At 62.1% G+C, this 25,028-nt stretch carries 17 protein-coding genes; 9 read left to right on the top strand and 8 right to left on the bottom strand.

Annotation, left to right across the window (positions count from 1 at the left end; genetic code table 11):
* From C8D82_RS10730 to hisF, 3 genes are all read right to left on the bottom strand, one after another.
* On the bottom strand, positions 1-2,811 hold the full coding sequence (locus tag C8D82_RS10730; RefSeq protein WP_116884288.1) for an alpha-L-rhamnosidase-related protein: 2,811 nt from the start codon (positions 2,809-2,811) through the stop codon (positions 1-3).
* Between the two features lie 778 nt (positions 2,812-3,589).
* Positions 3,590-4,921: a malic enzyme-like NAD(P)-binding protein gene (locus C8D82_RS10725; protein ID WP_116884287.1), complete on the bottom strand. Its 1,332-nt coding sequence runs from the start codon at positions 4,919-4,921 to the stop codon at positions 3,590-3,592.
* Positions 4,922-4,962: 41 nt separating this feature from the next.
* Positions 4,963-5,730: an imidazole glycerol phosphate synthase subunit HisF gene (gene hisF / locus C8D82_RS10720; RefSeq protein ID WP_116884286.1), complete on the bottom strand. Its 768-nt coding sequence runs from the start codon at positions 5,728-5,730 to the stop codon at positions 4,963-4,965.
* A gap of 172 nt (positions 5,731-5,902) precedes the next feature.
* Here hisF and C8D82_RS10715 point away from each other — a divergent pair, with 172 nt between their 5' ends.
* From C8D82_RS10715 to uvrA, 5 genes are all read left to right on the top strand, one after another.
* The gene (locus tag C8D82_RS10715) at positions 5,903-6,409 is read left to right on the top strand and encodes a nitroreductase family protein (protein WP_116884285.1); all 507 of its coding nucleotides are present in this window, start codon (positions 5,903-5,905) and stop codon (positions 6,407-6,409) included.
* 3 nt (positions 6,410-6,412) lie between these two features.
* Complete coding sequence (locus C8D82_RS10710) at positions 6,413-7,519, top strand: hypothetical protein (protein WP_116884284.1); 1,107 nt, start codon at positions 6,413-6,415, stop codon at positions 7,517-7,519.
* Between the two features lie 655 nt (positions 7,520-8,174).
* Complete coding sequence (locus C8D82_RS10705) at positions 8,175-9,077, top strand: D-hexose-6-phosphate mutarotase (RefSeq protein ID WP_165833011.1); 903 nt, start codon at positions 8,175-8,177, stop codon at positions 9,075-9,077.
* Between the two features lie 166 nt (positions 9,078-9,243).
* Complete coding sequence (locus C8D82_RS10700; RefSeq protein WP_116884282.1) at positions 9,244-10,281, top strand: lactonase family protein; 1,038 nt, start codon at positions 9,244-9,246, stop codon at positions 10,279-10,281.
* 214 nt (positions 10,282-10,495) lie between these two features.
* Positions 10,496-13,354: an excinuclease ABC subunit UvrA gene (gene uvrA / locus C8D82_RS10695; protein ID WP_116884281.1), complete on the top strand. Its 2,859-nt coding sequence runs from the start codon at positions 10,496-10,498 to the stop codon at positions 13,352-13,354.
* 20 nt (positions 13,355-13,374) lie between these two features.
* On the opposite strand, the gene C8D82_RS10690 is transcribed toward uvrA, so the two are convergent.
* The 5 genes from C8D82_RS10690 to C8D82_RS10670 form a co-directional block, all read right to left on the bottom strand.
* Positions 13,375-13,548, bottom strand: a complete 174-nt coding sequence (locus C8D82_RS10690; protein WP_165833010.1) for a hypothetical protein — start codon at positions 13,546-13,548, stop codon at positions 13,375-13,377.
* 92 nt (positions 13,549-13,640) lie between these two features.
* Positions 13,641-15,845 (bottom strand): hypothetical protein, encoded by a 2,205-nt coding sequence (locus C8D82_RS10685; RefSeq protein ID WP_116884279.1) that lies wholly within the window; start codon positions 15,843-15,845, stop codon positions 13,641-13,643.
* 15 nt (positions 15,846-15,860) lie between these two features.
* A complete protein-coding gene (locus C8D82_RS22130) occupies positions 15,861-16,544 on the bottom strand; it encodes a prepilin-type N-terminal cleavage/methylation domain-containing protein (RefSeq protein WP_116884278.1) in 684 nt (227 codons plus the stop codon).
* Between the two features lie 10 nt (positions 16,545-16,554).
* Positions 16,555-17,070: a carbohydrate binding domain-containing protein gene (locus tag C8D82_RS10675; RefSeq protein WP_116884277.1), complete on the bottom strand. Its 516-nt coding sequence runs from the start codon at positions 17,068-17,070 to the stop codon at positions 16,555-16,557.
* Positions 17,071-17,087: 17 nt separating this feature from the next.
* On the bottom strand, positions 17,088-18,176 hold the full coding sequence (locus C8D82_RS10670; RefSeq protein WP_165833009.1) for a GntR family transcriptional regulator: 1,089 nt from the start codon (positions 18,174-18,176) through the stop codon (positions 17,088-17,090).
* Between the two features lie 355 nt (positions 18,177-18,531).
* On the opposite strand from C8D82_RS10670, the gene C8D82_RS10665 reads away from it, so the two are divergent.
* From C8D82_RS10665 to C8D82_RS10650, 4 genes are read left to right on the top strand one after another with little or no spacing between them, the layout of a single operon-like run.
* Positions 18,532-19,545 (top strand): LacI family DNA-binding transcriptional regulator, encoded by a 1,014-nt coding sequence (locus tag C8D82_RS10665; RefSeq protein WP_116884275.1) that lies wholly within the window; start codon positions 18,532-18,534, stop codon positions 19,543-19,545.
* A gap of 12 nt (positions 19,546-19,557) precedes the next feature.
* A complete protein-coding gene (locus tag C8D82_RS10660) occupies positions 19,558-20,280 on the top strand; it encodes a prepilin-type N-terminal cleavage/methylation domain-containing protein (RefSeq protein ID WP_116884274.1) in 723 nt (240 codons plus the stop codon).
* A gap of 18 nt (positions 20,281-20,298) precedes the next feature.
* Positions 20,299-22,029 carry a right-handed parallel beta-helix repeat-containing protein gene (locus C8D82_RS10655; protein WP_116884273.1) on the top strand — a complete coding sequence of 577 codons (1,731 nt, stop codon included), beginning with the start codon at positions 20,299-20,301 and terminating at the stop codon, positions 22,027-22,029.
* Positions 22,030-22,037: 8 nt separating this feature from the next.
* Entirely contained in the window at positions 22,038-25,028 is a 2,991-nt protein-coding gene (locus tag C8D82_RS10650; protein ID WP_116884272.1) for a beta-galactosidase, read from the top strand.

Below are 25,028 nucleotides of genomic sequence, written 5' to 3'. Positions count from 1 at the left end.
TCACTCCGCCGAACGGCTCAGGATCACTTCAAAATCGAAGGTCGTGTCGTTGGGCAGAAACTCGACTTCGATCTCCGCCGGAGCCGTCACCTGAATATGAAGCTCGCGCCCCTGCTTTTTCCAGCGCACCCCGACCCGGCCGTGGATCGTGGGACGGGTGCCGGAGGCGTACTCGAAACGGTTCACCACCGGAGAAATCAGAATCTTGCGGCAGCCCGGCCCGGCGGGGATGATCCCCAGCGCCAGCCGCGGCAGGAAGTACAGCGGCGCCGCCGACCAGGCGTGACAATGGCTCCGGGTCGGGAAATCACTGTCGGGATTGAAGTGCAGCGAAATGTTTTCCCACACCGTCGTCGCGCCCACTTCCAGCATCGGGCGGTAGTCGCGCCCGATCGCGTCGAGAATCTCGCCCGGCAAGCCGAGCTTTTCCAACGCCGCATAGAGGTAGAACAGCGCAAAGGGCGAAACCACCTTGAACAGTTCTGAGCGCGGCGTCACAGTGTTGGCGCGCACCGCCGCCTGATGCTCTGGCCACGCCGCATCGAACAGCGCGGCCAGCATGCTGGTATGGATGCTCACGTCTCCGGAGAGCGTGCCGTCCTCGTGAATGGAATCCGGCCACGCCAGCCGCCGCGCGTCCCACACCCGGTTCAGCGCGTCGATCAGGTTGCGGCGCTGCGCCAGCCAGCCCTCGGCCAGCTCCGGCTCCCCGGCGACCGGGGCGAGTTCCGCCGCCGTGCGCAGCGCCTCGGCGTGGAAGAAGGAGTTGTACAGCATGATGCGGTGGCCGCAATCGGTCCGGTTCCAGTCGAAGAAGTTCCAGTCGGGAGCGGAGAAAAGCCCCGTCTCCGGATCGACGCAGGCGGCGGCTCCCTCCAGATTCTTCTTCACCATCGGCCACACTTCCCGCAGGAACTCCTCGTCTCCGGTCTCGAACCAGTAGTCGTAGACGGAATAGCTCCACATGAAACTCCATGCCGGGATAATGCAGCTCCAGCCGGTCGGCACCTGCGAGAGCACCATCGGCATATCGTCCAGCGACTGCCCCGCCAGCCGGATGCAGCGGCGCACCAGGTCGTATGCGCCGAAAGAGGACATCGCGAACAGCGATTCGCTGCGGGCGTCCCCGACCCAGAGCGTCTGTTCGTAGAGCGGGCAGTCGGTGAAGGTATCCTCCATGCAGAGCTTCAAAGTCCGCTGCGAAATCTCATAGATCCGGTTCATCGCGGGATCGCTGCAATGGAAGGAACCGGCCGGAACCACCGGATAGGTCGACTCCACCAGCCGGAACGACTGGAAGCGCACCGGCGCGGTCATGTTCCGCAGCGTCACATACACGTAGCGCCCGCTGCGCCGCTGCATCGCGGTATAGCGGTTGATCCCCTCGCGGCAGATATAGCGCATCGAATTGCGGCAGCCCGGCCCGGTGTGCTGCAATGCTCCGTTCGGCGTTTTGTATTCGATCGCCGCCACGTCGACGACAGTTCCGGCGGCGGCGAACAGCGAAAAGTTCCAGCAGCCGATGTTCTGCTCGCCGAGGTCGAAACACAACTCAATGTCGCGCCCTTCGACCGGCCGGATCACCGCGCAGCAGTCGTCCGGGTAGAGAATGAATTCCGGATCGGTCACATCCCCCGGCTGCACCGGTTCCGCCCGGCGCAGCACGAAAGAGAGGTGGGCGTCGTCGTCGACCAGCGCCCCGGCGGCCAGCGGCTCCGCCTGCGGGAACTCCTTCAGGAACGCTTCCCGCTCCGGCAACTTCAGCGCCCCGGCGGCCAATGGCTGAAACTCCCGGACGCTCTGCTGAAACTGCGCATTCAGCGTACAGAACGGCCGGTCGGGGGCGAGCCGGGCAAGTTTCGGGAAACGCACCAGCACCGCGTCGCGGACCGCTTCCGCGGTCAGGCCGGATTCCGGCGGAAAGCCGATGCCGTAAAGGGCGCAGTGCCCGTTCAGGTTCTCCGGGGCGAGCACCACAAAATTGCCGCCTTCGTTGAAGTGCCACGCTCCGCCGTCCGCACTGCGTCCGTTCACGGAGACATTCACGCCTTCCCGCGCGATCACCACCTCCTGACAGCGCGGCGAATCGATCTCAAAGGCGATCAGCAGCGGCAGCACGTCACTGGTATTGACGGTCGTATCGCCGGGAAACAGCAGCGCGTGAGGCGCAACCGCCACCGTGGAATACGCCGGCATCACCCGGTGAGCCGATACGAAATCCCGGAACAGGAATTCGCGGCGGGAAAGCAGCCGGCAGTCGCGTTCCTTCAGCTCCTTCCACGGGCCGCCCTCCGCCGGGGCGACCAGCACGGCCTTGCGCCACACCGGCGCTTCCGGCTCGGAGTTGTCGAAACACTCAAAAGGCGGCTGCTGGATCGAAATCTTGGGAACGTTGCGCCGCAGCTGGGGCATTTCGGCGGCGACCCACTCGGTATCAGTGCCGATTACGGTGACGTTGCCGTCGGAGTCGGCGGCTTCAAGCTGGGCGAGAAAACCGGCGCGCTGCGGCAGGCGGTGGAAATCGCCGCAGCCGAAATAGCGGACGACCGCTTCGATGTGGTTGGCTCCGGCACGAAGGATGCCGTCAAGATCGTAAACATCGTACTGACAGTGGCCGGGCCAGCTGCGGCAGGGGCCGTCGTTGAGCCATTGGCCGTTGACTTTGAGCCGGTAGAAACTGTCGGCGGTGACGGCGAGGCGGGCGGTAACAGGCAGCGCGGCCAGGCGGAAATCGCGGCGGAAGATGGAGCAGAGGTTGTAGCCGCGGCCGTCGGAGTCGTCGGACCAGATCCAGTTGGCGATGATATCCATGAAAGCTCTCCCAAAATAAAAATAAATAAAAAAGTAAAGCCGCGCAGCGGCGTCGCCACCGGCAGCTTGCCGGGCTCGGTCCGGCGGAGAAGCGCTGGTCGGCTGAAAACTTTCCCAAATAAAAATAAATAAAAAGTAAAGCCGCGCAGCGGCGTCGCCACCGGCAGCTTGCCGGGCTCGGTCCAGCGGAGAAGCGCTGGTCGCTTCGCGCAGGAGCGCGCAGGCGCGGGTCCGAAGCGGAGCGAAATGTAAGGTCCGCGAATGCGGACCGCAACCGCAACAGTACCACCCGCGCAAAAGCGCTTGCCGGAATCAAAAATAAGCAACGCGAATTTTTGTTTCCGGCGGTAAGCGCGTTGCCGCCGCCATCACCTTTACGGCCACCGAAAACCGCAGCAAAGCTCAATCAGCCTTGCCTGTCTCTCTGACACATCACCGCAAACAATCGCACCGCACCTCAGACGCTTCGCGGCGCGGGGGACGCTCTCGCGTCCGCGTGGTTGCGTCTGCAATTACCATCCGCTGTCGCCGCCCCTCGCGGCGGCTCCGCGCTCTGAACCGATCACTCAAAGGCGCTTTGCTTCTTTGAGTGATCGCGCGCTCCGCCGGGCAGTACTGCTGCATTGCGGTCGGCATTCGCCGACCTTACATTTCGAAGGCTCCGGGAGCCGCGCCAGCGCGCTCCCTCCGCCTTCGACCAGCGCAGTTCGCGCGCTGGACTGCGACCGGCAAGCTGCCGGCGGCGACGGCGGCTCCGCCGCCTGTTCTTTATATTTTTTTATTTTTTAATGCGCTTTGCTACGCTCTTTTCGTACTCTTTCAAGTCCTCGATCTTCAGCTGCGCCACACCCGTCTTCATCGCCGCCTCCGCCACGCGCATCGCCACGCGCGGCACCACCCGCGGGTCAAACGGCTTCGGAATCACATACGTCGCCTTCAGCTGCGATTCCCCCTCAAACATCCCCGCCGCCGCATCCGCCGGATACGCCGCCGTCAGCTGCTCCTTCACATCCGCCGGAATCGACTCCGCCGCCAGCTCCGCCAGCGCATTCGCCGCCGCCAGCTTCATCGCCTCATTGATGTCCCTCGCGCGCACATCCAGCGCCCCGCGGAAAATCCCCGGGAATCCCAGCACGTTGTTGATCTGGTTCGGGAAGTCGCTGCGGCCCGTTCCGACCACCGCCGCTCCCGCCGCCAGCGCCACATCCGGGAAAATCTCCGGCACCGGATTCGCCATCGCGAAGATCACCGCCCCCTTGTTCATCGACTTGACCATCTCGGCCGTCACGCAGTTCGGTGCCGAGAAGCCGAGGAAGATATCCGCTCCCTTCATCGCGTCGGCCAGTGTGCGCGCATCGGTTTCGGCGGCAAACTCCTGCTTTTCCGGATTCAGGTCGGTGCGCCCCTTGTAAATCACGCCCTTCGAATCGCACATGATGAAGTTGGAACGTTTCGCCCCGGCGGTGATGTAGAAGCGGCTGCACGCGATTCCCGCCGCTCCCGCGCCGTTGACCACGAATCTGCAATCTTCGATCTTCTTGCCGACCATCTTCAGCGCATTGATGATCGCGGCCAGAGAAATGATCGCCGTGCCGTGCTGGTCGTCGTGGAAAACCGGAATGTTCATCCGCTTTTTCAAAGTCTGTTCGACCTCGAAACAGGCGGGCGCGCCGATGTCTTCAAGGTTGATTCCGCCGAAGGTCGGTTCGAGTCGCTCGACGGTCTCGATCACTTTGGCCGCGTCGGTGCGCCCTTTCTCATTGAACACCTTGCCGAGGCAGACCGGAACCGCGTCGATATCCGCGAAGTGCTTGAAAAGCACCGCTTTGCCCTCCATCACCGGCAGACCGGCCTCCGGGCCGATATTGCCGAGGCCCAGTACGGCGGTGCCGTCGCTGACCACCGCGACGAGATTGCCGCGCGAGGTATAGTTCCAGACATCGGCGGGAGTCTCCTTGATCGCGAGGCAGGGCTGCGCGACGCCGGGCGTGTAGGCGAGCGAAAGGTCCTGCGCGGTGTTGCACGGCTTGGTCGCGACGACGGAAATCTTGCCGGGAGCGCCGTCATGATGGTAAGCGAGGGCGGCTTTCCTGAGTTCTTCGGGGGTCATAATCTGTGTCTCCTGATATAAAGTGTCAAACGGTAAAATCGTTACAGGACCGGGCGCACCGGAATCCCTTTCGCTTTCAAAAACTCCTTCGCCTGCGGAACCGTGAAGGTGCCGAAGTGAAAGATGCTCGCCGCCAGCACCGCGTCGGCGCGCCCCCTGTCCAGCACCTCGGCCAGATGTTCGAGGGTTCCCGCGCCGCCGGAGGCGATCACCGGCACGCCGACCGCGTCGGAAACCGCGCGGGTCAGCCCGCAGTCGTAGCCGGCGCAGGTGCCGTCGGCGTCCATGCTGGTCAGCAGGATTTCGCCCGCCCCCAGCTCCACGCCGCGCACCGCCCACTCGACCGCGTCGAGTTCCGTTTCGTTGCGCCCGCCGTGGGTGAAAACCTTCCAGCGGTTTTCGCCGGGAACCCGCCGCGCGTCGATCGCCAGCACGATGCACTGGCTGCCGAACCGCTCGGCCCCTTCCCGGATCAGGTCGGGGCGCAGGATCGCGGCGGTATTCACCGAAGTCTTGTCCGCCCCGGCCAGCAGCATCCGGCGGATGTCGTCGGCGGTGCGGATGCCGCCGCCGACCGTCAGCGGGATAAAGACCTGTTCCGCGGTCCGCCGTACCACCTCCACCATCGTTCCGCGGGCGTCGCTGCTCGCGGTGATATCGAGGAACACCAGTTCATCGGCGCCCTGCGCGTCGTAGTTCCGGGCGATTGCGACCGGATCGCCCGCATCGACCAGATCGACGAAATTGATCCCCTTGACCACGCGGCCGCCGGTCACGTCCAGACAGGGTATGATTCTTTTTGCCAGCACCGCTGATACCTCTTTATGCAGATTGCTTTCGGATATTTTCTGTAATATACCACCGGATTCATGATTTTGCACGGCAAAAACCGGGGAAAATCGACGGGAAAAACTTGCTTTTTCCCGGTTTTCACGGTAAGTTCTATCCGACGCATACTGAATTTCAACGAGAGAGGTAATTATGGATTTCTATGATGTTGTAAACTATCGCCGCAGCATCCGCAGCTACAAAAAAGATCCGGTGCCGGACGACGCGCTCGAACGCATTGCCAAAGCCGCTTCCGCCGCCCCCTCCGCCTGCAACCGCCAGCCGGTCAAACTGGTTGCGGTCAAAAGCCCCGACAAGCTCGCCAGACTCTATCAGGCCTGCCCTATGAAGTTCATCGCCGAAGCCCCGATGGTGCTGCTGGCGCTCGGCAATCCGAAACAGGCGTGGCAGCGCCCCGGCGATGACCATTCGATTGTCGAAGTGGATCTCGGCATCATGTTCGAGCACGTGATCCTTGCCGCGGAAGCCGAAGGGCTGGCGACCTGCTGGGTCTGCGCCTACACTCGCGCCAACGTTGACGCCGCGCTGGAGATTCCGGCGCCGTGGACCGTGCTGGCGCTGAGTCCGCTCGGTTACGCGAACGCCGATCCGCTCCCCTTCAACCGCAAGCCGCTCGCGGAAACCTTTGAAATCATTTAAGCCATGCCCACAGAAGAACATCTGATCCACGGAGCGGACTTCACGTTCCGCTCGCTTCCGAACGGCAAGGATTCATTGATCCTCGAAGTCGCCGGACGCCCCCGGCTGCATTGCGGCCGGGTCCGCTGTGCGGAGTTCAGCGAACTCGGCGCGCTCTCCCGGAAATTCCGCCTCCACGGTTCGATCGACAACCTGACCGCCTCCTTCGAGACGCTGTCGGTGATTCCCTTCGGCTGCGAATACGAGGTCGAACGCGATCTGGAAGCTGTGGACGGCTTCGCGACCGCGACCGTCGATATCCGTGCCGTGAACCACGGCAAAGTCGGCAACCTCGCGCTGGAGGATCTCGAATTCGACGGCCCGTGGAACAAGCTGGAGTTTCTGGTCTGGGGCGAAGAACAGTTCCGTACCGTCGAACCCGCCGCTGATGAGCAGGAGTTTCACCATTCCCCCGAAACGCTGGTGATGATCCGCCTGACCGCCGACGACGGCGTCAGGGTGGAATTCGCGACCGGCAGCGACCTGTGGCGGCACCGCTCCGGCTTCCGCACTCCGGGAGCCTCCGGCGAATTCGTGCTGTCGGGCAGCCGCGACAAAATCGTGTTCCGGCGGCAGATCCTGACCTATGAAGCGGAAGCGGAGATCGAAAAGCGCCCGTGGCGTTTCCAGACCGTGTTCGCGTGGAGCGTTCCGGGCCGGGAAGCCGATTCCGAAGCCGGGGTGCGGAGCATCAACCTTGCGTCCGCTTCCATCGCCGAATCCGGCCGCCGGATCGGCTGCGGCGGCAAGGTTCTGCCCGAACTCTGCCTCGCCAGCGCACCCGCCCGGAAATTCTTCCGCACGCAGGTGCGTCAGGCGTCGTCTCCGCTCCGCTTCGAGCACGCGAATTTCGGGCTTTGCATGTCCGCCGCCCATCTGGAACGGCCCAACAAAAAAGAGCTTGAACATCTCGACCTCGAAGACTGGATCGCGTTTTATGTCTGGGGCAACCGACAGTTATTGAAGAACGGCCACTGGCTGACGATGCACTGCGACTGCGGCCAATTCGCCGACTCGGTCAGCGCCGCGAACCTCGCCCGCCGCCCCCGCCCGCTGCCGGACAGCGAATAACGCGGGAGGGGGCGAGAGCCTCCGGCGGCCGGGGGCGCTTCGCCCCCCGGTCCCCCAGACCGGCAAGGTGCCGGCGCCGGGTACGGTTTCGAGTTTTTTGCGCAGCAAAAATCTCAAAACCGGGGGGATTAATATGGGTTGAATACGGTCTAGCGGCGATTTACCGCACCGGCACGTTGCCGGTCGGGTTGCAAGGGCGAAGCGCCTTGCCCGTCGGAGACAGTTGTGCGCTATGCGCCCAGCTACCGGAGCCTGATTGAAAATCAGGCCGCGTAGCGCACAAGGTCTGCTGCCCGAAAGGGCAAGCAGACCCGCCTGCCGCAAAAGCGGCATGGCTTCTCCGGGACTTTGCCTCCGGCGGCCGGGGGCGCTTCGCCCCCCGGTCCCCCAGACCGGCAAGGTGCCGGCGCCGGGTACGGTTTCGAGTTTTTTGCGCAGCAAAAATCTCAAAACCGGAGGTATTAATAATGGATTGCGGGAAGTCTGTCGGCGGTATTCGCCACCGGGTGCTGCAGCGACCAGCTACCGATGCCTGATTGCAAGTAGCGCACAAGGTCTGTTGCCCGCAGGGGCGAGCAGCCTCGCCGTCCCCGTCGTCGGCGCGGCTTCCCCCGTATATGAGTACAACACACACCAAACATAAGGGATGATGGTTATGGATATTGATTCGCTTCAACAGCAGTTCGGTTCCGACACGGTGAAGTTCGTGAAGGGACCGGGGGAATTCGTCAGCATCGAAATCGCCAACGCCAAAGCGAAGGCGAAAATCTGCACCTATGGTGCACACATCATGGAGTTCACGCCCGCCGGACAGCTGCCGCTGCTGTGGATGAGCAAAAGTTCCTGGTTTGAAGCGGGCAAGCCGATCCGCGGCGGCGTGCCGCTCTGCTGGCCGTGGTTCGGAGCGGGAGCTTCGCCGGAACTGCCCGCCCACGGCTTCGCCCGCCTTTCCCAGTGGCAGGTCGCCGGAGTCGAGGCGCTCGAATGCGGAGCCACCCATGTGACGCTGACGCTCTCCGGCCGGGATGTGACCAATCAGGCGCTAGTGAAATTCCCCTTTGAACTCCAAATGGAATTCACCGTCGGCAGCCGCCTCCAACTGAAGCTCACGATGCGCAATCTGTCGGACCAGCCGCAGGTGGTCACCGACGCGCTGCACACCTATTTCTCGGTCTCCGATGCGGAGAAAATCGCGATCCGCGGCCTCGACCTGGTCGGCTATGAGGACCGCGTGGTCGGTGCGCCGGTGGTCTACGGCAACGTGCAGGCGGGCGACATCAAAATCAGCGCCGAAGTGGACCGCATCTACCTCGACACGATGTCCGCCGTCGAAATCGTCGACCCCGGCTTCAAGCGCACGATCCGGATCGAAAAGGAGGGTTCCGCCTCCACTGTGGTCTGGAATCCGTGGGTGCGCAAATCCCATGCGATGCCGGACTTCGGCGACGACGAGTTTCACGGCATGGTCTGCATCGAGGCGGTGAACGCCAGCATCGACGCGCGCACGATCGAACCCGGCGGCACCCACGTGCTTGCCCAGAAGATCACGATTCTTTAAAGAGTTTCCGCCGCCGGCCGGGAGAAACGTTTCTTCCGGCCTTTTCTTCATCATGTGAACAGGGGGCCGTTTTTTTCCGTTTTTCCCGCCTGCATGGGAGGCGAAAAACGGAATCCCGTGATATAATATGGGAAACCATCAGCAATAATCGGAGGAATTATCCATCATGCCGGGAACACTCTTTTACGTCGCCGCCAAGTCGCCGGAGCCTGACGGCGGAATCTACCGCTATGAAATGCGCGAATCCGCCGCCCCGAAGCAGGTCGGCTTCAACCGGCTCGAAAACGCGAACTATTTCGCGTTTTCGCCGGACCGCAAATACTTTTTCAGCACCTGCACCATCGACGGAATCGGCGGCGTCGCCTCATTCCGGCTCAATCCGGACGGCTCCCTGACGCCGATCAATTCGATGTCGGCGGAGGGCAAAAGCACCTGCTACGTGATCGTCGACCCGAGCGGCAACTTCCTGTACGCCGCCAATTACAGCAGCAGCTCTTTCGTCGAATTCCGGCTGAAGGAGGGACGGATCGTCGAACGCACCCAGTTGATCCGCCACGAAGGGAGCGGCCCCAACCCTGCCCGTCAGGAAGCGGCCCATCCGCACTTCACCGGCATCACCAGCGACGGCAGATACCTTGCGGTGATCGACCTCGGCATCGACGCGATCAAGTGTTATCCGCTCGACCCGGAAAAGGGGCTTGACGCCGCCCATCCCGTGACCAGCCAAATCGAACCGGCCGGTTCCGGCCCGCGCCATCTGGTCTATGACAGATCGGGCAAAATCGCCTATCTGCTCAATGAACTCGGCAACACCGTGATCTCCATGCGCTATGATGACGGCAAATTCGAGGCGATCCAGAGCTGCACCACGCTGCCGCGTTTCGTCGACTGCGCGACCAAGGCGGCGGCCATCCGCCTCTCTCCCGATGAAAACTATCTGTTCGCCTCCAACCGCGGTTACGATTCGGTCGCGGTCTACGAGCTCGACGGCAAAGGCGGCATGAAGTTCATCGACCTCGTCCTCACCGGCGGCAGCAGTCCGCGCGACATCAACATGCTCCCCGGCGGAACGATGTTCGCGGCGGCCAACGAATTCTCCGACCTGGTCACATTCTACGATTATGACGGCAAAGGCAAACTCACTCCCAACGGCTTCCAGCTCAAACTGCCCCAGCCGCTCTGTATAATGTGGCCTCAAAACTGATCGTCCCGGCAAGGCGGCCCCAGCCGCCTTGCCGGTCGGGGACAGCAGCAGCTTTCTCCCCTCATCCGCAGCACATACGGGCCGCAGCTCACGATACCGGTCAGTTTCATGGCGCATCTTTTCGAGAACAGCTCTCATTTCCGACTTTTTCAACCGTGAAAAACGGCAATTCGGTGATATATTATCCGAATGATGAAAAAGGAGAAAAACAACCATGTTTGAAAAGATACAAATACGCGGCGCGACCCAGCATAACCTGAAGGGAATCGACGTGACGATTCCCCGCAATAAACTCGTGGTGATCACCGGTTTGTCCGGCTCCGGCAAAAGTTCTCTGGCGTTCGACACCCTTTACGCGGAGGGACAGCGGCGCTATGTGGAGAGCCTTTCAGCCTATGCGCGGCAGTTCCTCGACCGGATGCAGAAGCCGAAGGTCGAACACATCGAAGGGCTTTCGCCCGCGATCGCGATTGAACAGCGCACCGCCGGCGGCACGCCGCGCTCCACCGTTGCGACCGTAACCGAAATCTACGACTATCTGCGTTTGCTCTACGCCCATGTCGGCGTGCCGCACTGTCCCCACTGCGGACGCAAGCTGCAATCCCAGTCGGCGCAGGCGATCGCCGAACAGCTGCTCGCGCTGAAGCCCGGCCAGAAGATGATGATCCTCGCCCCGTTCGTCAACGGGCGCAAGGGCGAACACCGCGATGTCCTCGACTCGATCCGCTCGGAGGGATTTGTGCGCGCCCGGATCGACGGCGATATCGTGCAATTCGACGAAGAGGAGCTGCCGCGGCTGGAAAAGACCAGGCGCCACACCATCGAAGCGGTGGTGGACCGCCTGATCACCGGCAAGCTGGACCGTTCCCGCCTGACCGATTCGGTCGAAACCGCGTTGCGCCACGGCGGCGGCACCATCCATGTGCTGCTCGAAGCTCCGGCGGGGGAAAAGCCCGACTTCGAGGAGGAGAAATTCAGCGAAAACCTCGCCTGCCCGGATTGCGGCGTTTCCTACGGGGAGCTGCTGCCGCGCAATTTTTCCTTCAACTCCCCCTATGGCGCCTGCCCGGAGTGCAACGGCCTCGGCGTGCAGCAGGTGATGGACCCGCTGAAGGTGGTGCCCGACCCGTCGCTGTCGATCAAAAACGGTGCGATTCCGGGGTGGCGGCGCGGCCCGCGCCATCTGATCATCTACTACAATCTGTTGCTGCGCAAACTTTCGGAGTGGCTGGAGGAGCCGGATATGCTCACGACTCCCTTCAACAAACTGCCGGAACGGGTGCGCAATATCGTGCTGTACGGCACCGGCGACACGCCGCTGGAATTCGATTACCGCATGCACGGCAAGAAATACCGCTGGAGCAAACCTTTCGAGGGGGTGCTTGAGAACCTGCGCCGCCGCATGACCGAAACCGAATCCGACTCCGTCCGCGAACGGCTCGGCGAATACCTGAGTCCGCGCGAATGCCCCGCCTGCCACGGCGCGCGGCTGAAACCGGTCAGCCTCGCGGTCACCGTCGGCGGACTGGGCATCGACAAATTCAACGCCCAGAGCGTCGAAGCGGCGCTGAAGTTCGTTTCGGAGCTGGAGCTGGATAAGGAGCAGGCCGCGATCGCCGGGGATGTGCTCAAGGAGATCCGCAGCCGCCTGACTTTCCTGTGCGACGTCGGGCTGAACTACCTGACGCTGGACCGGGTTTCCAGCACCCTTTCCGGCGGCGAGGCGCAGCGCATCCGGCTGGCCACCCAGCTCGGCTGCGGGCTGGTCGGCGTGCTCTACATTCTCGACGAGCCTTCGATCGGGCTGCACCAGCGCGACAACGACCGGCTGCTCGACACGCTGGAAAAGCTGCGCGACATCGGCAACACCGTGCTGGTGGTCGAACACGACCTCGACACCATCGAACGGGCCGACTATGTGCTCGACCTCGGCCCCGGCGCGGGCGTGCACGGCGGCGAACTGGTCGCCTATGGCACGCCGAAGGAGCTGGTGAACTTTCCGCGCTCGCTGACCGCCGACTTTCTGGCGGGGCGGCGCGAAATCGCGGTTCCGGATGAGCGCCGGAAGGGCAACGGACACAAGCTGGTGATCCGGGGCGCGGAGTTCCACAACCTGCGCAAGCTCACCGCCGAAATCCCGCTCGGCACCTTCACCTGCGTCACCGGCGTCTCCGGCTCCGGCAAAAGCTCACTGATCAACGGCATTCTGGTGCGGGCACTGAATGCGCATCAGGGGATTCAGGACCTGCCGCCGGGCAAGTGCAAAGCGGTCGAGGGGCTGGAGTTCGTGGACAAGGCGATCGTGATCGACCAGAGTCCGATCGGGCGCACGCCGCGCTCGAACCCGGCGACCTACACCGATGCGTTCGGAGGCATCCGCAAGCTCTTTTCCGAACTGCCGGAGTCGAAGGTGCGCGGCTTCGGGCCGGGCCGGTTCAGCTTCAACGTGAAAGGCGGCCGCTGCGAGGAGTGCAAGGGCGACGGCATCAAGAAGATCGAAATGCAGTTCCTCTCCGACGTATATGTGGAATGTTCCGCCTGCAACGGCAGGCGGTTCAACAAGGAGACGCTCGGAGTCCACTACAAGAAAAAGAACATCGCCGACGTGCTCGACATGACCGTGAATCAGGCGGTGGAGTTCTTCAGCGCGATTCCGTCGCTGACCCGCAAATTCAAGACCCTGCAGGAGGTCGGCCTCGGCTATGTGACGCTCGGACAGCCCGCCACCACGCTGTCGGGCGGCGAAGCGCAGCGGGTCAAGCTCGCCGCCGAACTCGCCCGGGTGCCGCGCGGCCACACCGTCTATATCCTTGACGAGCCGACCACCGGGCTGCACCTCGCGGACATCGACCAGTTGCTCAAGGTGCTGTTCAAGCTGCGCGACATGGGCAACACCGTGATCGTGATTGAACACAACCTCGACGTGATCAAGACCGCCGACTATCTGCTCGACCTCGGCCCGGAGGGTGGTGACCGCGGCGGCAAGCTGATCGCCAGCGGCACTCCCGAAGAGGTCGCGAAGGTCAAGGGTTCCCACACCGGGCGCTATCTGAAAAAGTACCTGAAAAAATGACCCCGGCCGCCCCGTCGTTTTCAGCGCGGGGTCGGGACGGTTTTGCCGCTTCCCTCATCGTAGCACGGGCGGATGAAGTAAACCGGGTAAAGCTCGTGAAGCCTCGCCGCCACGGCGTGTCCGTCCGGGAAGAGCATATTGCTGTTGCCCTTGTGGCGGGGATCAACGGGGGAACAGGAAGTGCGGGGACTCATAGCGCAAGTAAACTGTAGCCGAATTACGACAACATTATCCATGGCCATCTTCTTTCACGCCGAAATGTGGCAACCATTCCGTCCTCGCATTCTCAATTCACCCGCATTGCGTCGGCGCCGGATTTCTGCCACAGTTTCCCGGTTACCTCCACTTCGTCAAGCCAGACCGTGCCGGTCGCCTGACCGAGATAGAACTCCACCGAGATGCTCCCCAGTTCAGGCCCCATCCGGTCCACCGTGAACGTGCGCGTTCTTTCCTCCCAACCGAAAGTTCCCCACTCGAATGCCGAATCTTTCCAACTGATCCGGCGTCCGCTTTTCTCACGCAATGAGAACGTGACCGCGGTTCCGGTTCCCTGTACCCGATCGGTTTTGATCCGGTAACGCACGGTTAATTCGAGGTATTGGCCGAAACCGATTTTCGGCAGCTTTTCGGCCGGGATATCCAGCATCACCCCGTACCACTTCGTCTTTTCCGCCGCACTCATGCGCAGCGACCGATCACCGGCGAATTTCACTGTCGCATCCGGTTCGACCTTGAAACCGCCCTGCGAACCGCTTTTGCCGCCGAGTTCGTCGGTAATTACCTTCCAGCCGGGAATCCGATTCGGTTCAGCCGCTTCTTCAAAACCGGAGTTGACCGACAGATTCACGGTTGCCACCACCTCCGGCTCCGGATACTTCACAGGACCAGGCTCCGGCGTGATCCGGCCGGTCACAAAGAGAGGCGTCTCCCGTTCCAGACGGAATTTCACCTTGCCGCCGACACTTTTCACCGTCCGCTCGCGCCCCATCGGATCGGTCAGCAACAGTTCCGAATCGGGAGTATCCAGCACCACCTCCGCCTGGCCGGCATCATTCAGCACGAGCAGATTGATCTGTCTGTCCGCCTCCTTGAACGTCCAGCAATTCAGCCATCCCCGGTCCGCCCGGCGGACCACATTCCGTTCGCCGGCCGGGTCGGCAAAGCCGATCATGCGGATCATCGTCGCGTAGGCCACGAATTCGGGACGCAGCCGGAAATCCTTCTCCAGCATACCGCAGATTTCGTTCAGGTGCACATTCGGGATCTCCCGCAACAGGAATTTGCAGAGCGCCTTCGCGCCTGCCGTCAAGCCTGCCGCACACTGGATATAGGTGACGCGAATGTTCCCTTTGAGTTGCTCCCACTCCGTCCGCGTCCGATCCACCTTGGACCCCATGCCGCCGATCTCGGTCACGATCACATCGGTTTCCGCCGGCACGCCCTTTTCCCGGAACACCTGCCGGATACCGTCAAAATCGGCGCGGTAGTGGGTCGAAAAGAAATTCATCTCCCGTTTCGCCGCCGGGTCCGCCAGGAATTTCCGCAGCCAGTCCCGGTAGGTATGTCCGTCCGGCGCGCGACCGGTGGTATTCGGCCCGACCTGTGCAGCGGGATCGCCCGCTTTCAACGCTTGCGCGATCAGTACGAAATAATCACAGAAATCCTTTATGATTGCATCCTTGTCGCCGGATTCGACATGTTCCGGCCGTCCCAGCCAGAACAGAGCGGCATCCACTTCATTGCCGACCTCCCAATAGGCGACTTTGCCCCGGTATCGACGGCCGAGTTCGGAGTAGAAAGCCCGGATGTCGTCGAGCCGATCATCGGCGGGATACATTTTATCCACCGCCCGCTTCGACCTGCCGAATCCCGCCGAGGCCCAACGCGGCAGCGGCCACGCGGTATTTGCGACGATCTCCAGACCGTTTTCCCGATAGATCGCCACCTCCTCGTCGGCAGTTTTCCAGTCGGGAGCCCGTTTTTCATCAGGCTGGACCTGTACCCAATTCAGACGCTGGCCGCGCACGAAACGCATCCCGACCCGGTTCATCATCTCCGCGTCGCGCCGCCGGTCCGCCATCGGGTAGGCGGTGTGCGGCATCACCATTGCCCCGAACTGGTTTTTCTCCCATTGAACCTTGTCCCGATTGATCCGCGGGATCACCGCGAACGGCCACCGCCCTGTCGTCAACGCTCTGCCGGAAACATCCCGCACCGTGAAATCGAATTCATAATAACCGAGCGGCAGTTTCTCCAGCCGAATGGAGCCTCCGGGCTCCGCGCTGCCTGCCAGCAGCGGTTCCCGTTCGAGGTTCAATGCCCGGAAATCGATTTTCACCGCCTCGTCCGGAAGCTCATACAACCGGAACCGTACCGTTTCGTCCGGCGCATAGACCGCCGACTCCCGATCCGGAACAGCCCGGACCGCCAGCAGAGAAGGCATAAGCGCCAGAAACGCCCCGAATATGATCAGAATCGAATGATGTTTCACCGGATTTTCCTCCCGTCAGCGAACCCGATCGGTCCGCCACCAATATTTTGAGTTGAACAATTCCCCGTCGTTTGCCGGAGCCGTGTGGCCGTCAAGCAGCAGCAGATGGATCAGGTTGCTGTGCTGCCGGAAACTGGCCGCTTTTTCCACGCCGGCCCCTCCGCCGCTGCAGGTGGAAATATCGTAGTCGTTGACAACTACGTTGTTGTTGTTTCCATTGCCGTTGTCGCAGTTGAGCACACTGACCGACGGCCGCCGCCACTGGGTCACTTTCGTATAAGCGGTGCTAGTCGGATATCCGGAGTGATAGGAACTGCGGAAATTCTGCTTGAACCCGAGTTTAAGCGGCTCCTTGAACGGATTGTCCGTGATCGTCAGCGTATCCTTGAGGTCGAACACCGGATAGATCGCCCGGTCCACCGCGGGACAGGTGAACACCCGGCTTCCCCCCATTCCCATCGGCCCGGCCAGAATGTGCGCCCACGAACCGTAATGCGGAATATGAGCCGGCGTCAGATAATCGCCGTAAGTTCCCATATAGAGCATATGCCCGTTGCCGATCTGTTTCAGATTGGAGAAGCATTGGGTCGCGAACGCCTTCTCCCGCGCCTTGTTCAGCGCCGGCAACAGCATCGCCGCGAGAATCGCTATGATTGCGATTACAATGAGCAGCTCAATAAGAGTAAAATGGGATTTCATGACTTTCTCCTTATTCTTCCGTTACAGTCAGATTTTTCAATTCAGCGGAATTGCGGCCTGAACTGTTGATCACCAGCCACGGACTGCGGCCCGTGACCGGATAATTCAATTCAAAGGAGAAGGTTTGCCAGCCGGCGGAAAGTTTTTTCCAATCGCCGTTCACCGTAATCGGTTCTGCTTTTCCCTCTTTCAGATTCTGATATTGAATATAGACACGCAGATTGGCGTCTTCGCCGGCTGTTCTCGCTTCAAAGGAAAAACGGTATTTCTTTCCCCCTTCCAGACGGATGTTCGGCTGAAACACCAGAACTTCGCCACGCAATCCGGTGCCGCCGAGCGTCAGTACACCGCTGCCGGAGGCCACAACCAGTCCGCTTCCCTTCATCGCCGGATCGGTATAGCGGATCTGCCAGCCGGTCGGTTCATTGCGGTCGTTACGCTGAAAAAAATCCCCATTGGTCAACGTTGGTACCGCCGCGAGCAGAGTGCCTCCGCAAAAAAATAATACTGCCAAGATTCGTCCCATTCTGTTCCTCCTGATGGTTAATGAACAAGTTCCAGAAATTTCATGGTGCTGCGGCGCTCCACCAGCGTCGGCTCCACAATCCGCAGCAACTCCGGGCCGAACCGGCGTTCCTGATTGCGGCGCAGCAGGTCGAACGCCTGGTGCAGATGTTCCGGCAGATTCGGATTGAGGCCGGTCAGCGGCGGATTTGCGAAACGCCCCACCACAGTGTCGCCGACTGAAACCAGCGCCAGTTTTTCCGGCACCGGAAGCCCCAGCTCGGCGGCGGCGGTCAGGGCCCCGACCGCCAACTCGTCGTTCAACGCGATCAGCGCGGTCACGCCGCCTGGCTGCAAATGGCGCAATACACAGTAATAAGCGTATTCGGAAGGGTGTTCCCCCCCCGGAACATTGGCGCGGAATTCCAATTCCGGCTCCAGCGCGGCCGGACAGCGGGAACGCCAGACCGCGATCTGGATATTTTCAATCGGATGCCCCGAATTGTTGTGCAGAAGGCCGATCCTCGAATGCCCCTGCCTTTGCAGGAAATCCATCAGAATGTTGATGCCCGCATAGTCGTTGCCGATTACCGACGGGATGCCGAGATGGTCCAGCCGGTTCGCGATCACCACAAAAAGTTCCGGCGCTTTTTCCATCTCCCGGATCGCCTCCGGTCCGACCGAAGTATCGCCGAGAATCACGGTCGGCTGCCGGAACCGGACAAAGGAGCGCAACTGCATCGCCAGATCCGTTTTTCCCGCATAGCAGATCCGGCACGCAACTTTCAGCCGTTCCCCTTCCCGCATCGCAAGTCCGGCCAGTTCGCGCTGGGTATCGCCTTCGTAATTCGACAGGATCAGGTTGATCCGGTTCTCATTCTCCGTGACCGGGCGCGGCAGCACGTAAGTGCCGTCTCCCACGCGCTTCTCCACGATGCCGCCCGCGATCAGGTCGCGGAACGCGCGGCGGACGGTCGCCACATTCACCGCCAGCTCCTCCGCCAGTCTGCGTTCCGACGGCATCCGGCGGTCCGGCACGAAAACGCCCGCTTCAATCGCTTCGGCGAGGTAGTCGAACACCTGCCGGTATTTCGGCGTCGCCGCCGCTGTTGTATCGTTTATTTTCATGATCATTCCGCAACTCATCCGGCAAAGATACGATCTATTCCGATTGCTCTGCATATAATTATACAGAAATTCGCGCCGATTGTCAATGCCCCTTTCAAAACCGTCAATTTCCAATTAACATAATATACTTCATATAAGTAGATTACATCATCACAAAATTTTTCATATAAAAATAAAAATAAGCATATCAATTTCACAAGGCGAATCTCCGTTTTTCCCAAATACTTCCCGCTTTTCCATTCTTTTTTTTCAATTTTTTTCGATCCGATCTTGACAAAGCGACGGAAATCGGTCATAATATAAATATGTTGACGAAACGTTTCGGCAAATTTTCAAAAACAGGGAGCCGACCAGTATGAGCAGAGTCAAGCTGCGGGATATCGCCGATTATACCGGCACCGCCATCTCCACCGTTTCCGCCGCGCTGAACGGCACCGGGCGGGTCAGCCCAGACAAGGCGAAACAGATCCGCGAAGCCGCCGAAAAGCTCGGTTTCAAGCCCAATCTGGCCGCCCAGCTGCTCAAGAACCACGAAGTCGATATCTTCGGGCTGATCATCTCGGACCGGCTGACCCGGCTGACCGGGCACGGCGTCTATTCCGAGCTTCAGGAGAAGTTCCTGAACGAGTGCCGCGCGGGCAAAATCCGCACCCAGTTCGAGCTGGACCGCACCGGCGGCGTTCCCGCCACCTTCTCCGACGGCATCGCCAAGGGAGTGATCCACGCCGGGGTCATCTCCGAACCGCTGCGCGACTGGCTCGAACGCAATCCGGCCTATCCCTTCGTCTCCTTTGAAGAGCCGTGGAAATACTGCGTCCGCACCGATTTTGAAACCGGCGTACGCAAGGCCGTGCAGTATCTGGCGGCTACCGGCCACCACCGGATCGGCCTGTTCTGCGGGCCGGCCCAGTTCGATCTGAGCAAGCAGATGGAGGCGGGCTTCCGGGAGGGCTGCAAGGAATTCGGGCGCGAGATCCGGCCGGAGCTGATCCGCCGCCATTCGCTCGCGGTCGGCCGGGACCACTTCCTCGAATGTGCGCAGCATGTGCGTGAGTTCTTTTCCGGCCCGGTGAAACCTGACGCGATCATCGCACCCGGCCAGGGCTTCTGCACCGTCGCCCTTTACGAGCTGCCGCGCCTGGGCGTCCGCGTCCCGGAGGATGTCAGCCTGATCGGAGCCTGCTCCGGCTGGGAGGCCGAACGCGTCTATCCACAGTTGACCAGCATCGAACGCAACATCGAACTGCTGGTCGCCAATGCGATGAAGATGCTCCGGCAGCTGACGCGCGGAATTGCGCCGGAAAACCCGAATCAACTGATTCCGGCCGATCTGGTGGTTCGCGATACCGTGGTTTCACGTTTCCAATAAAGGAGAAGGACGATGAAAAGAATTTTCACTTTAATCGAGTTGCTGGTTGTGATCGCCATCATCGCGATTCTTGCCGCGATGCTGCTGCCTGCCCTGAACAAAGCCCGCGACAAGGGGCAGGCGATCTCCTGCATGACCCAGATGCGGCAACTCGGAATGGCGAACATGCAGTACGCGCAGGACAACACCGGCTTTGCCGCCTGTGCGATTCCGCCGGGGCATAAAAGCTGGTATTACAATCTGGCACCCTACGTCGGCAATACCTACCGGGTCTGGAACTGCCCGACCCAGCCGTGGAAAGAGAAGCTCAGCGTCGACCGCGACAACAGCTCGGCGGAGGCGAACTTCAAATGGTACGCCGGCATCGGCATCAACAACCAGACGTTTGTGGGCCGTTCCGTCAGCAATGAGCTTCAGATCATGAAGCTGGAACGGCTGATCCGTCCTTCGCAGGCGGTGTATGCCGGAGATGCCCGTACCGGCAAGGAGGCGGAAGCCGCCGGTGCAACCGTGAACAACAACCCCGCCGCCGCGCTGAAACACAATGTGAAAATTGCGCCTTACGAGGGCATCCATGAGAGTTCCTATTACATGCGCCACTCCGGCGGCATCAACCTGAATTTCGCCGACGGACACGCCGCGCGGGTGGAGTACCGGGAATTCAAGGCGTGGTGCACGAATGTCCCGGACCGCAACGTCTACATCCACTTCCCGGCCCCCAACACGCAACGCTGACCGCAAGGAGACACTTTGATGAAATCCATATTTTTCCTTCTTCTGCTGACCTGCGGCCTCCTGCTGGAAGCCGCCCCGTTTCCGGCGGAGAACTCCCGCTGGACCGCCGCCGACCTCGACGCGCAGCGCGCCGCCGGAGCCGGGTTGCAGCGTGAACTCCGACAGGCCCTGAAAACAGGCAAAAAGGAGTTCCGCGTGCCGAAAGGAGTCTACCGCTTCGCCGAAACCGATCCGAAGGCCGCCGCATTCTTCCGTTTTCTGGAGGTAAAGGATTTCACCTTTGACGGGGGCGGTTCGGAATTCTATCTGGAGAAACTTGAAACCGCAGTTTCCGTCTACAAGAGCGAAAACGTCACCATCAGAAACCTCTCGATCGATTACGACCCGCTGCCCTTCACGCAGGGGGAGGTGGTGTCAGTGGACTACTCGAACAACACCTTCGTATTCCGCCCCGATCCGGGTTACGGGGCATTCTGCGAGCCGATGTTCAAACTGTCGCTGCGCGGCATCCTGTTCGACCGCGCCGACCGCCGCATGAAGCTCGGCCAGACCGGCTTCGGACTCGCGATGAAACGGAAGCTCGACAACGGCGACTATCTGGTGCAGGTGCGCGGTTTCTACAACCGCCCAGCCCAAGTGTGCGGCTTTGAACCGGGCGACCTGATCACCATCCTCGGCCGCACCGCCCGCGCGGTCAAAACCGAGGTTTCCGCGGGATGCGCGTTCGAGAATGTGACCCTCTACAGCTCCCCGTTCGTCTGCTTCGTCGAAAACGTCGGCCAAGGGGGCCACACCTACACCAACTGCCGGATCGTGAAACGCCCCGGCACCGACCGGCTGATGTCCGGCAACGCGGACGGCTTCAATTCGGCCAGCGTGCTGCGCGGGCCGAAGCTGCTGAACTGCGAAATCGACACCATCGGCGACGACTTCGTGAACTTCCACGGCGTCTACTACCGGGTGTTCGAGCAGCTCTCCCCGACGGAACTGGTCGTGCAGAGCTTCCACTTCTACGGCGACGGCCCCGCGCAACTGAGCTTCCTCGAAAGCAAGAGCTGGAAGGCGCTCGGCGTGCGTTCCGCGACCGTCGGCGCGCCCTTCACCTATACGGTCCCCGAGAAAAACAGCGCGGTCGGCCGCGTCTGGGCCGCCGCCGGCAACTTCAAGCCGGGGCAGAAGGTGCAGGCGCGCCGCATCACCCTCGACAAACCGCTGGAGACGGCCGCGCCGCCGATCTTCGCCAGCCTGAGCGCGATCGCCGCCGGAGCGGAAATCCGCAACTGCACGTTCCGCAATTCGCTGGCGCGGGGCATCCGCTTCCAGAGCCGCGACGCGGTGATCGAAAACAACCTGCTCGACCGGGCGCAGAGTCCCCACCTGACCACCGCCGGGCAGCCCGGCTTCTGGGGAGAATCGATCACCTCCGCGAACCTCGTGATCCGCAACAACACCTTTATCGAGGGCGGCATGGACGGTCAGGGCAAAACCGGGGCGGCCATCGAAATCACCGCGCCCGGCGAGCTTGCCGCCGCCGAGTGCGTCGAACATATCCGGTTTGAAAACAATAAAATCCTGCGCTCCGGCGGCCCGGCCATCCTGGTGCGCACCGCCCGTGACGTTCAGTTGAAAGACAACCGGATCGACGGCATCAACCGGGTCGCCGTCCCCGGCCGCGCCCCCGCCAAAGCGGCGATCGTGGTGGAGGATTCCGCCGACGTGACGGAAAACGGCAACCGGATCACCCCGTAGGAGGAGGTATGAAACCATTTTTTTCGCTCGCTCTCTCTTTGTTGGCGCTCGCCGCGGTCGCCGCTCCCGAGATGCTGCTCGAACACGACTTCGCCAAAATCAACGGCGGCAAACCGTATGACCTGCTGCTGCCCGCCGACCGGCAGCCTTTCGCCTGCCGCGTTCCGTTCGCCGCCGGACAGGAGCTGTTGATCCGCTTCCCCTACCGGGACGGCGCGGAGCTGACCGCGATCTCGGCGGAGGCACTCTACGAATCCGCCGGAATCGTCCGGATTCAGCAGCTCGGCGAACAGGGAGAATGGCGCGACCTCGCGACCGCCGATCAATTCCGGTTCCGCTTTGCGCTGCCGGTCCGCACCCGGGCGCTGCGGGTGCTCTTTTCAGAGATCACCAACCGCGACCACGACACCTTACAGTTCCACCAGTTCAAAGTGGAAGGGCGCGGCCTCGGTCCGAAGCAGGAAAACAACGGCCTGCTGGCCCTCTCCTGCGACGCCCCCGACAGCGTATTCGACCTGTCGCCGTGGTACCGGCCCGACCGGCTGCCGGAGATCGCCGCCGCCGTCACCAATCCCGACGCCGAACCGCGCACTTTCACGGTGCGCGGGGAGTTCCGCCATTACGCGGGCGGCGTCGCCGAAACCGCCGAACCGGCCCTCCTGCGGCTCGGCCCCGGCGAAACCGGCCATTACCGGCTGGCGATGCGGGGAAAACAACCCGGCCCCTATATCGGGGTGGTCACGGTTTCGGATGCGACCGGGCCGCGCGCCCGGCAGGCGCTGATCGTCGGATTGCGCGATCCGGAGATCGCCGCCGGAAACCGCGCGCCGGAGCCGTTCCGCTCTCCCGCCGCCCGCCGCGGCGAAACGGTCCCGGCGTGGCCCGAACTGCTGGAGCGGCGCGGCGCCCTGTGGGCGAGCGACATCTCGCACTGCATCGGCGGCAGGCGCACGCCGGACGAACACTATTTCGCCAAAGTCGCCGCCGACGGCGCGGAGCTGGCGATGGCGATCACCTCCTACCACGATTTCGAGCCGCTGCCCGGCGTGTACAACTTCGAATGGGCCGACCGGATGGTCGCGATGGCGGGCCGGAACCGGATGGGGCTGGAATTCGGCCTGTGGCACTGGGACTTCGACGGCCCGTCGCAGTTCTGGCTGAAATCCGAGCTGCGGCGCGGGCTGGACGGCGGTACTTCCAGCGGCTGGCTGGGAATCCCGAGCCTGTTTTCGGAGAAATTCACCCGTCACGCCCAGCGCGCGGCGGAAGTGCTGGTGCAGCGCTACCGCGACTGCCCCGAAATCCAGCTGTGGAGCCTCCACCCCTACGGCGTAGTCGACCACGACACCACCGACATCTACGACACCAACCCGGAGGCGCTCGCCGCGTTCCACCGGATGCTGGCGCAGAAATACGGCTCCGTCACCGCACTGAACCGGGCCTACGGCAGCGCCTACGCCTCATTCGACGAGGTGCCGGTGCCGGAATCGCGCTCCGACCGGCTGCTCCGGGAGGGACGCGCCGCCCGCGCGGTCACGGTCGTCGACCGTTCCGCGCGGTGGCGGGACTGGCTCGACTTCTACCACGCCCGGACCGTCTGGTTCCGCGACCGGATCGCCCGGATCGTCCGCCGCCACGACCCGAAGCGCGCCCTCTCCGGCATCAACGCCTCCGGCGGCGTCGGCGACGCGCACGGCCAGTTACGGAGCCTCGCCGAAACCGGCGGCTTCTACGGCGATCAGGGGCTAAACATCACCCACTACTTCCGCCGCTTCCTCGCGCAGCGCCGCTACGGCCTGCCGCTGCGCCACGAGGATATCGCGCCGATCAAGGTCGGGCGCGGCGTCACCGCCGCGACGATGACCGAGCGGTGCAACTGGGATGTGTTCCAGGCGGCGATGCTGGGCTTGCGCCACTTCAATTTCGTATTCAGCTGCTGGACCGACAACGAATTCTACCGTACCGTATTCGCCAACGGCCGGATCAGGCAGCTGATCAGGGACGCCGCCCGGCTGGAGGGCGATTTCATACCGGCGGGGCTGCACCACTCCTTCCTCAGCGACGCGGCGGTCGGCAACTACCGTTACCGCTCGATCAGCGTCTACCGCTGGTGGCTGATGAATGCGCTGTACACCGCGATGCTGCAAAACGGCGAACTTTTCGAGCCATTCTCCGACGCGGCGGGAATCGGGGCGCTGACGAAGATGAAGCTGCTGATCGACGACGGCTCCCCGGTGGTCGCCCCGGCTTTCGCGGCGGAGCTGGAACGATTCGTCCGCAACGGCGGCAGGGCGGTGCTGACCGCCCGCAGCGGCGAATACCTCGAAGACGAAAACGCGCCTTCTCACGCGCTGCTCCGCCGTCTCGGCTACGCCGGAACGCTGACGGAACGCGATCCGGGCAATGCCGCGCTGACTTTTGCCGACCGCCGGATATTCTCCGAAACCCGGCAGTTGACCGTCAACAACTACACGCCGCTGACGGTGCCGGAGGGCGGGCGGGCCGTCGCGACACTGCCGGACGGACGGCCCGGCGCGGTGCTGTGGCCGTGCGGCAGAGGCGAAGTGCTGCTGCTGGCCGGCAATCCGGGGCCGAACGACGAAATCGCGCTGAAAGAGAGCGTTTCACCCGACGGCAAAGCGCACACGAATACGATCTGGCAGCAGGCGGAGCCGAAGCTGGTCAAAGAGTTCGCCCCGCTGCTGCGCGACCTCACCCGCTGGAGCGGCATCGCGCCGGAGTACCGGCTTTCCGGTTCGTGCTACTCCGCGATGCGGAGCGGCCCGAACGAACGGCTGCTCTGCATCTTCAACCCGGGGGAACAGGCTGAACGACCGGTCCTGACGCTTCCCGCTGCCGCCCGTCCGGCCACGCTGGCCGGAATCACCCTGATCTCCGAAACCTGCCTCGGCGAATATACGGCCGAACAGCTCCGCAACGGCGTCAGGCTGCCGGAAATCCCGGCCGGGCGCTTCCTCGCCGTGCGTCTGCTGCACTGA

The organism is Victivallis vadensis, assembly GCF_003096415.1.
Lineage (GTDB): Bacteria > Verrucomicrobiota > Lentisphaeria > Victivallales > Victivallaceae > Victivallis > Victivallis vadensis.
Note: the sequence above shows the minus strand (reverse complement) of the source record. Positions and strands in the feature narration are given on the sequence as shown.